At 62.4% G+C, this 9,298-nt stretch carries 8 protein-coding genes; all 8 read left to right on the top strand.

Annotated elements, in window-relative coordinates; genetic code table 11:
* Positions 1-452: 452 nt before the first annotated feature.
* On the top strand, positions 453-806 hold the full coding sequence (locus tag B7L09_RS02785) for a hypothetical protein (protein WP_094467629.1): 354 nt from the start codon (positions 453-455) through the stop codon (positions 804-806).
* A gap of 294 nt (positions 807-1,100) precedes the next feature.
* Entirely contained in the window at positions 1,101-2,060 is a 960-nt protein-coding gene (locus tag B7L09_RS02790; RefSeq protein WP_094467630.1) for an AAA family ATPase, read from the top strand.
* A gap of 5 nt (positions 2,061-2,065) precedes the next feature.
* A complete protein-coding gene (locus tag B7L09_RS02795; RefSeq protein WP_094467631.1) occupies positions 2,066-3,010 on the top strand; it encodes a DUF58 domain-containing protein in 945 nt (314 codons plus the stop codon).
* On the top strand, positions 3,007-3,501 hold the full coding sequence (locus B7L09_RS02800) for a DUF4381 domain-containing protein (protein ID WP_094467632.1): 495 nt from the start codon (positions 3,007-3,009) through the stop codon (positions 3,499-3,501). The genes B7L09_RS02795 and B7L09_RS02800 overlap by 4 nt, the downstream gene beginning before the upstream one ends.
* Positions 3,494-4,573 (top strand): vWA domain-containing protein, encoded by a 1,080-nt coding sequence (locus B7L09_RS02805; RefSeq protein ID WP_094467633.1) that lies wholly within the window; start codon positions 3,494-3,496, stop codon positions 4,571-4,573. Before B7L09_RS02800 ends, B7L09_RS02805 begins: the two co-directional genes overlap by 8 nt.
* The gene (locus tag B7L09_RS02810) at positions 4,570-6,309 is read left to right on the top strand and encodes a tetratricopeptide repeat protein (RefSeq protein ID WP_094467634.1); all 1,740 of its coding nucleotides are present in this window, start codon (positions 4,570-4,572) and stop codon (positions 6,307-6,309) included. The genes B7L09_RS02805 and B7L09_RS02810 overlap by 4 nt, the downstream gene beginning before the upstream one ends.
* Positions 6,306-7,943 carry a BatD family protein gene (locus B7L09_RS02815; RefSeq protein ID WP_094467635.1) on the top strand — a complete coding sequence of 546 codons (1,638 nt, stop codon included), beginning with the start codon at positions 6,306-6,308 and terminating at the stop codon, positions 7,941-7,943. The genes B7L09_RS02810 and B7L09_RS02815 overlap by 4 nt, the downstream gene beginning before the upstream one ends.
* Before the next feature lie 253 nt (positions 7,944-8,196).
* The coding region (locus B7L09_RS02820) for an exonuclease SbcCD subunit D C-terminal domain-containing protein (protein ID WP_094467636.1) at positions 8,197-9,298 on the top strand (1,102 nt) is incomplete at its 3' end.

The raw sequence follows: 9,298 nt of genomic DNA on the forward strand, positions 1-9,298 counted from the left end.
CCCCTTTCGGGGCGATCCGTCACCCTGTTCCTGATTCTCGGGCAGAGGAAACAGGATGACAGGTGGGTGAAGCTGGACGAGACACTCAGGTCACATTCACCTTCCATGAGGGTTATCGGCAAAAACGCCTGTGCGATGAATTGCACAATGTCTTTACGGATATCCATTCGATGCGCAGCTTAACGAGTGCGGCAAGGCCTGTGCTTGCGGCGCTGCGACATATTCGGTCATCGGTACGCAGCTCACGGCATGCGCCTCGAACAACACTAGCAGTCGCGCAGGAAAACGGGCGTTTTATCCCCGGTTTTACGGCACATCCGTACCAGAAATGACCAGTAACACTCCAAGTGTTCACGACACATCCTCTGACACTCAGGCGAGCAGAAATTCCCGAGGGCTGGCAGAATCGCCTTTTATTGCGTTCACAATGCTCGCCGAGCCAGGATTTTCCCATGCAAATGACCACCGCACTCTTGATCGTCAACCCATGCGATGACGAAGAAGACAACATGGCCATGCTCTGCTGCCACAGCGATCAGGGCGACATGTTCCTGATGACCCGTTACCCGGACGAGGACGCGCTGGACATCACCCTCGACGGCGAGCCTTCGACGCTGGATGGCGTCAAAGTGACCTTGAGCCCTACCCGCTTGCTGATTGAAATCGCGGCGGCGGATGCGGATGCGCTGAATGGCGATGATTCGCTGGAGATCATTCACAGTACGGATGCTGGCGATCTGGCTGAGGTCGAGGAAACCTTGCAAAACATCCTCAAGGGGACTGGCACCTTTGTTGGAGTTTTGTGAGGCTCCAAGGCTGGAGGTGTTCTTTCGGGCCTCATCGCGAGCAGGCTCGCTCCCACATTGATCGCATTTCAATCAAACGACTCGGTCACCTGTGGGAGCGAGCCTGCTCGCGATGAGGCCCGAAAGAACACCTCCAGCCTTGGAGCCTCACAAAACTCCAACAATTTCCCCAGCCATTTCCCACACTTTGCACAAAATGCCGTTAGTCGCCGCCCCCCGCGATGGATTAAAGTAACGCCCCCAGCCCTGGCGTTTTTCGAACGCCCAGGCTCACCTCTCCAGGAACCGTCATCGATGGAACATCGTGAAGCGCTGCTCGCGCTGCGAACCTTTCTTTCTACGCAGATTCTCGGCCAGGAAAAACTCATCGANCGCTTGCTCATCGCCTTGCTCGCCGACGGCCACATGCTGGTCGAGGGCGCCCCGGGGCTGGCCAAGACCAAGGCCATCAAAGAGTTGGCCGAAGGCATCGAAGCGCAGTTCCATCGCATCCAGTTCACCCCCGACCTGCTGCCTGCCGACATCACCGGCACCGAGATCTATCGCCCGGAAACCGGCAGCTTTGTGTTCCAACAGGGCCCGATCTTCCACAACCTGGTGCTGGCGGACGAAATAAACCGCGCACCGGCCAAGGTGCAGTCGGCACTGCTCGAAGCCATGGCCGAGCGCCAGGTCAGCGTCGGGCGCAGCACCTACGACTTGTCGCCACTGTTTCTGGTGATGGCCACGCAAAACCCCATCGAGCAGGAAGGCACCTACCCATTGCCCGAAGCCCAGCTCGACCGCTTCCTGATGCACGTCAAAATCGGGTTCCCGGATGCAGCGGTAGAGCGACGCATCCTGCAACAAGCCCGTGGCGAAGCCCTCAACGGTGAAACCAAGCCCGAACGCCGCGTCAGTCAGCAGGCGATTTTTGCTGCGCGCAAGGAAATCCTCGGCCTGTACATGGCCGATGCGGTGGAGGAATACCTGGTGCAACTGGTGATGGCCACGCGCACCCCGGCCAAGTTCGACCCGGAAATGGCCGAGTGGATCGCCTACGGCGCCAGCCCGCGCGGCTCTATCGCCCTGGACCGCTGCGCCCGCGCGCATGCGTGGCTGGCCGGGCGCGACTTTGTGAGCCCGGAAGATATCCAGGCCGTGCTGTTCGACGTGCTGCGCCACCGCATCATTCTGTCCTTTGAAGCCGAAGCCGCTGGCATCGATCAGGACCGGGTGGTCCAGCGGATTCTCGACGTCGTAGCCGTCGCTTGACCCCGATGAACGCCCTCCTGCCGCCCGAGCCGGGCATCCGCGTCAGTCTCGCCGAGCTGATCGAGATGCGCCATCGCGTGCGCGAAGTGCAGTTGTTTTCCACGCCGAGCCAGCGCAGCCCATTGATCGGCCTGCACCATTCCAAGTTGCGTGGGCGTGGCGTGGACTTTGACCAGGTGCGTGTGTACCAGGCCGGGGACGATGTGCGCACCATCGACTGGCGTGTGACGGCGCGTACCCAGGAACCGCATACCAAACTGTTCCACGAAGAACGCGAGCGACCGATTTTCATCATGGTCGAGCAAAGCTGCCGGCTGTTTTTCGGTTCCGGGATGATGTTCAAATCAGTGCTGGCCGCCCAGGCAGCGAGCCTGATCGGCTGGGCAGCCCTGGGCCATAACGACCGGGTCGGCGGGCTGGTNTTCGGCGACAGCGAACACTACGAAATCAAGCCCCGGCGCAGCAAGCAAAGCCTGCTGCAACTGCTCAACCGNCTGGTGCGGGTCAATCAGTCGCTGCACACCGAAAGCGAGCAGAACCGTGATTCCCTCAACATGGCCCTGCGTCGTGGCCGCGAAGTGTTGCGCCCGGGCAGCCTGGTGATTGTGATCTGCGATGAACGCGCGCTCACCGAAGGTGCCGAACAGCAGCTGAGCCTGCTGTCTCGGCATTGCGACCTCTTGCTGCTGCCCATCTCCGACCCGCTGGATCACGCCCTGCCCGCCGCCGGTTTGCTGCGCTTCGCCGAACGTGGCGCGCAACTGGAACTNGACACGCTTAACTTCGACTTACGCCAGGCCTACAAGGCCCAGGCCGAAGCGCGCATCGCCCGCTGGGAACTGCTCGCACAGAAACTGCGGATTCTATTGATGCCCTTGAGCACCCAGAGCGAGATGGTTGAACAGCTGCGCGAGTACCTGAACCCACAGAAACCGGGGAAAGGTCGATGAGCAGCCTCGATCAACTGCAACCGCTGATTTCCCCGCCGCCCATCGAATTCTGGCCACCCGCGCCCGGCTGGTGGCTGTTGCTGTTGTTGCTGCCGCTGATCGGTTTTGGCCTGTGGAAGGCGCGGCGACTCATTCCGGACAAACGCCCGATCGTGCGCGCCGAACAACCGCTGGACCCGGTGCGTATCGCCGCATTGGCCGAGCTTGCGCTGATGCCAAAACCTTACGACGGCGCCCCCGCCGGCGCCTGGCTGCAACAGCTCAACGGCTTGCTCAAGCGCCTGTGCCGCAACGACTACCCCTACAGCCAGAGCCACACCCTCAACGGCCGCAAATGGCTGGCGTTCCTCGACAACCGCTGCCCTGCTGCCGGCCTGACCCGCTGGATGGTGCTGGTGGAAGGCGCCTACAAACCCGAATGCAAACTCGACGACAAGGCTATCGCCGGCCTGACCCAAGCCGTCGACACCTGGATTCGCAAACATGTTTGAGTTCGCCTGGCCGTGGATCTTTGCCCTGCTGCCGCTGCCCTGGTTGATGCGCGTTCTGCTGCCGGTGGCCGACAGCGGCGAGCCCGCCCTGAAAGTCAGTTTCCTCAATGACCTCGAAGGCCTGGCCCGCCGCCGTGCCCGGGCCAACCTGCCGGCGTGGCGCCAGCAAGCACCGTTCATCCTGTTGTGGCTGTTGTTGCTGATAGCGGCGGCGCGCCCGCAATGGCTGGGTGACCCCCTGCCGATTGCCGCCAGTGGTCGCGACCTGCTGGTGGCGGTGGACGTGTCCGGCTCCATGGACTTCCCGGATATGCACTGGCAGGACGATGACGTCAGCCGCCTGAGCCTGGTCCAACACCTGCTCGGGGACTTCCTGGAAAGCCGCGAAGGCGACCGCGTCGGCCTGATCCTGTTTGGCAGCCAGGCGTACCTGCAAGCGCCCTTGACGTTCGACCGGCACACCGTGCGCGTGTGGCTCGACGAAGCGCGAATCGGCATCGCCGGCAAAAACACCGCCATCGGNGATGCGATTGGCCTGGCCCTGAAACGCCTGCGCCAGCGCCCGGCGCAAAGCCGCGTGCTGATCCTGGTCACCGATGGCGCCAACAACGCCGGGCAAATCGACCCGTTGACCGCCGCACGCCTGGCCGCTGAAGAAGGCGTGAAAATCTACCCNATCGGCATCGGCGCCGACCCGGAGCAAAGCGGCACCTTGGGTTTCCTCGGGGTCAATCCGAGCCTGGACCTCGATGAACCGGCGTTGAAGGCCATCGCCCAAGCCACCGGCGGTCAGTACTTCCGCGCCCGCGACGGCAACGAGCTGCAAAAGATCAAGGACACCCTCGACCAGCTTGAGCCTGTTGCGCAACAACCGACCCAGGCTCGCCCGGCGCAGGCGTTGTATCACTGGCCTTTGGCACTGGCGTTGTTGTTGAGCATGTTGTTGGTGGTGCGCGAGCGTTGGCCGGACAACCCACTGCAACGGCTGTTTACCAAGGACCTGTTTTTGCAAACCCAACTGCCTGACTGGCGCCAGCGGCTCAAACGCCTGCGTCTGCGGAGGCGCCGATGAGTGCGCTGTGGCCGTACTGGTTTCGCCCCTGGTGGCAGTTGTTGTTGCCGCTGCTCGGCTGGCTGCTGTGGCAGCTTTGGCATCGGCAAAAACGCGCCGGGCGCTGGCAGATGATCCTGCCACCGGCCTTTCATGCGGTGTTGCTCAGTGGTGGCAACGGTCGCGAAAGCAAATCGCCGTGGGTCGTCCTCGGCGTGGCATGGGTACTGACCGTCCTTGCCTTGCTGGGGCCGAGTTGGGAGCGCGTCGAACAAATCAGTCAGAAACCCGCCGACCCGCTGGTGGTCGTGCTTGAACTGACCCCGGAAATGCTCGCCACCGACGTGGCGCCGAACCGACTCGAACAGGCACGACGCAAACTGTTAGACCTGCTGCAAGTGCGCAGCGACGCCCAGACTGCAATCGTCGTCTATGCCGGNAGCGCCCACACCCTGGTGCCGCTGTCNGATGACCTGTCGACCAGCCGTAATCTGCTCGATGCGCTCAAGCCTTCGCTGATGCCCGAAGCAGGCCATCGCGCGGACCTCGCGGTGACCAAGGCCCTGGCACTGCTGAATCAGGGGGATTTGGGTGAAGGCCGGATCCTGTTGATCGGTTCCACCCTGACGGACCTGGAACGTGAAGGCATTCGCCAGGCACTGGACCGAAAATCGACGCAGTTCCTGATGCTCGGCATCGGCACCGCCGAAGGTGCGCCGGTTGCGCAAGAGGACGGCAGTTTCCTCAAGGACGACCAGGGCGCGATTCTGGTGCCGCGCCTGGACAGTCCCAGCCTGAAAGCCTTTGCCAACGACCTCGGCGGACGCTATCGCCCAGCGCGACTGGGCGATACCGACCTGCGCGGGCTCGGCCTGCTTGACGGTCCACGCACCCTGCGCAACGACGGCCAGACCTTGCGCCTGGACACCTGGGCCGATGAGGGTTACTGGTTGCTGCTGCCTCTGTTGCTGCTGGCGGCGTGCGCCGGTCGCCGTGGCTGGTTGTTCTGCCTGCCTTTACTGTTCCTGTTGCCGCAACCTAGCTATGCCTTCGACTTTGAAGACTTGTGGTTGCGCCCCGATCAACGGGGCCTGCATCTGCTCCGGCAAGGGCATCCGGCGAAGGCTTCGCAGCATTTTGAGGATCCGCAGTGGCAAGGCGTCGCGCTGTATGAGGCTGGCGACTACAGCGGCGCCGCCCAGCGGTTCGCCGAGGGCAACGATGCGCACGCCCACTACAATCGTGGCAACGCCTTGGCCAAAAGCGGTGAGCTGGAAGCGGCGCTGGACGCTTACGATCAGGCACTGGAACGTCAACCGGATCTGCGCCCGGCGCAGACCAACAAGGCGCTGGTAGAAAGTCTGCTCAAACAGAAAAACGCACCGCCACCGGTTGAGCCGCAGAAATCCGCCGATGACGAGACCAAGGACACCGAGCAGGAAACGCCACCGGGTGCCGCCACACAACCTGCGGACAACAACCATCCGAAATCCGACGCCGGACAGACCACGCCGGACGCCGGACAACAGGCCACAACGCCGCCGAAACCGGGCTCCAATGAAGTCCCGGGCAGCGAACTGGGGGACGAGCAAAGCACCACACCACCGATGCGGCCAGCCAGCGACAATATCGATGGCGAACAGCGTCAGGCGCTGGAGCAATGGCTGCGCAAGATCCCGGATGACCCGGGTGAATTGCTCAGGCGCAAATTCTGGTACGAACAGCAACAACATCAGGATCAGGAAAAAACGCGATGACCCGCTTCACCCTTTTCATGCTCGCCCTGCTGTTTTGCACCGTTCAGGCCAACGCGGCGGCGCTGGTCGCCAGTGTCGATCGCAGTCGTCTGAACTCCGGCGAGACGGTCGAACTGACCCTGGAATCCAACGACGTCACCCAATTCGGCAAACCCGACCTGTCGCCCCTCGACGCACAGTTCGAAGTCAGCGGCACCCGCCAGATCAACCAGCTCACCACCCTGAACGGCGANAACCGCGCCACCACACGTTGGATCATCACCCTGCTGCCCAAGGAAAACGGCACCGTGGTGATTCCACCGCTGCAGCTGGGCGACGTCCAGAGCCAGCCGATTACCGTGCAAGTGGTCGAAAGCGAAACCCAGGACACCGCGAACAAACTGGCCCCGGTGTTCATCGAAACCAGCCTCGACCAAACCAGNGTTTACGTCCAGGCCCAGGCCCTGTTGACCGTGCGCGTTTATCATTCGGTGTCGCTGTATGACGACAGCAGCCTCACCCCGTTGCAGATTCCCGATGCACGNATCGAACAACTGGGTGAGTCGCGCACTTACGAGAAAGCCATCAACGGCCTGCGCCACGGCGTGATCGAAATGCGTTATGCGATCTATCCGCAACACAGCGGCGAATTGACTATTCCGGCGCAGATCTTCAGCGCCACGCTCGTCGACGCCCAGCCCACCCAGGACGCCACCCAGGCTCCGAAGTCCGGGAAACTGATGCGTGTCAGCTCCACCCCTATTCTGCTAACGGTCAAGGCCAAACCCATTACCTACCCTGCCGACCTCCCCTGGTTGCCGGCCCGCAGCCTGAGCCTGAGCGAAAGCTGGAACCCGGAGCCGGACCATGCGCAGGTAGGTGATTCGCTGACTCGTAGTCTGACCTTGAAGGCCGAAGGCCTGGCCAGCTCCCAATTGCCGCCGCTGCCCGCCACCGACGTCAATGGACTGCGCCGCTACCCGGATCAACCGGTGCTGAGCAACCAAAGCACCGAGCGCGGCCTGATCGGCAGCCGTGAAGATCGTGAAGCGCTGGTGCCGGGCCGCAGTGGTGCCATCGAGTTGCCTGCGGTGGAAGTGGTCTGGTGGAACACCTTCGAAGATCACCTGGAACACAGCAGCCTGCCGGCCCGAACCCTGCAAGTGGCGAACAATCCAAGCCTGGTGATTGATACACCGGCTAACACCGCGCAAGTGAATACCGGCGTCGACAGTGAAACCTTGTGGAAGTGGAAACTCAGCACATTGATTCTGGCCTGCACCACGTTGCTGGGTTTCGGACTCTGGTGGCGCGCCCGCTGGCAACCGGCAATCCTGCGTGCCGCGCAGACCGGCCCGAGCCCACGCACCGTCCTCGACGAACTCAAACGCGCCTGCCAGGCCAACGACTCNCAGGCCACGCGCCAGGCACTGGACGCCTGGGCGCGGCAACAGCCGGAAACCCTGGCGGATATGGCCGCGCGGTTCGTGCCTTTGTCCGATGCGCTGGACGGCTTGAACGGCGCGCTCTACAGCGAAACCGGCCAGCACTGGCAAGGCGAAGATCTGTGGCGGGCGATCAAGGCGATCCCGATTGCCGAACGGGTTCAGGATCCGGTGGGTGACAGCGGGCTGCCGCCGCTTTACCCGAAATAATCACTGCCACCACACACCCTTTAGCAGCTGCCGAGCAGCGCGAGGCTGCGTTCGGCTGCGCAGCAGTCGTAAAATCAGCGCATGCGGTGTATCAGGATGACGACTTCGTCGCCGAACGCAGCCTCGCGCTGCTCGGCAGCTGCTACTGGGTTGTGACGCTGCCCACATCCGGTGTGTTTGCCAGTAAACTCTCTCCCCTTTCGCCGCCCTCATTTTCCACGCGGCCATTACCTTATTTCCTACGGAGTTCGCCTTGCGTCTGTTCCACACCTCCGACTGGCACCTTGGCCAAAACCTGCATGGCCAGGAACGCGACTTCGAACACGCCTGTTTTCTCGAATGGCTGTTGCGCCAGCTGAAGCTGGATCAGCCCGATGTGCTGTTGATCGCCGGCGATATCTTCGACACGGTCAACCCGCCGCTCAAGGCCCAGGAGCGTCTGTATGACTTCATCATCAGCGCCCACGAACAAAACCCGACACTCACGATTGTGATGATCGCCGGCAACCACGACTCCGGCTCGCGTATCGAGTTGCCGGCGCCGTTGATGCGCCGTTTGCGCACCCATGCCCTGGGGCGNGTGCTGTGGCTCGACGACGGTCAACTGGACGCCGAACGACTGTTACTGCCGTTGCCAGATGCCAGCGGCGAAATTGCCGGCTGGTGCCTGGCGCTGCCATTTTTGCGCCCGGCGGAAGTCACCGGCGCGCACTTGGGCGACGACTACCTGCGCGGCATCGGCCAGGTACATGAATGGCTGATCACCGCCGCCAATGCCAAACGCAAAAAAGGCCAGGCGCTGATTGCCATCAGCCACGCGCACATGGCGGGTGGTTCGGTGTCGGAAGACTCCGAGCGCAGCCTGATCATCGGCAATGCCGAGGCGCTACCCGCCAGCCTGTTCGATCCGAGCATCAGCTACGTCGCGCTGGGGCATTTGCACAAGCCGCAGAAGGTCAACGGTGAAGAGCGCATCCGCTACAGCGGCTCGCCGATTCCATTGTCGTTCTCGGAAATCGGTTATCAGCATCAGATTCTCGACGTCACACTCGACGGCGAGACCCTGGTCAGCGTCGAGCCAAAACTGATCCCCCGCGCGGTCAACCTGCAACGCATCGGCCCGGCGCCGCTGGCCGAAATCCTCTTGCAACTGGCCGACCTGCCGAATATCGACTTGCTGGCCGACATCCAGCGCCAGCCTTGGCTGGAAGTTCGCGTGCGTCTCGACGAACCGCAACCCGACTTGCGCCACCAGGTGGAAANCGCCCTGCAAGGCAAGGCCGTGCGCCTGGTGCGCATTGCCGCCGAATATGCCGGCAAACGCGGCAGTGACGAGACTGACGACGAGCGCCNNA

Origin of the sequence: Pseudomonas mandelii, from assembly GCF_002251635.1 — a bacterium.
In the GTDB taxonomy this organism is placed as follows: domain Bacteria; phylum Pseudomonadota; class Gammaproteobacteria; order Pseudomonadales; family Pseudomonadaceae; genus Aquipseudomonas; species Aquipseudomonas mandelii_B.